Genomic DNA, 373 nt, shown 5'->3' with positions numbered 1-373 from the left:
GGTGCGCTCGTCGACGCACCGGAACGTCACCGAGATCGCTCGGGAGCTGGGGGTCAGCCCGGAGGGGCTGCGGGGTTGGGTCAAGCAGGAGCGCACGGACCGGGGCGAGGGTCGGCCAGGGGAGCTGACCAGCGCCGAGAGCGAGGCACTCACCCGGCTGCGGCGCAAGACCGTCGAGCAGGAGGAGGAACTACACGCCGCGTGTTCCCCGGTTCCCCGCACACTCTCGGCCGCTGGCTGGACGAGCACCCGGCGGACCGTGCACAGGTCGTCGCCGCAGCCACCGCCGTGCCCTGAGCGGGACCTGTGCACCAAGGGGCTGGGGCATGTCGCGTCGGGGGATCGGCTACCAGTGGGCGGGGCGGTTGAGGGT

1 pseudogene is annotated in these 373 nt (G+C 72.9%); it reads left to right on the top strand.

Going from position 1 to position 373, the window contains the following annotated elements:
* Position 1: 1 nt before the first annotated feature.
* Positions 2 to 154 (top strand): annotated as a pseudogene (locus tag UK12_RS45325) (transposase); the annotation flags it as partial.
* Positions 155 to 373 lie beyond the last annotated feature (219 nt).

Origin of the sequence: Saccharothrix sp. ST-888, from assembly GCF_000955975.1 — a bacterium.
GTDB lineage: Bacteria > Actinomycetota > Actinomycetes > Streptomycetales > Streptomycetaceae > Kitasatospora.
The sequence above is the reverse complement of the archived record's forward strand: the minus strand, read 5'-3'. Positions and strand labels throughout refer to the sequence as shown.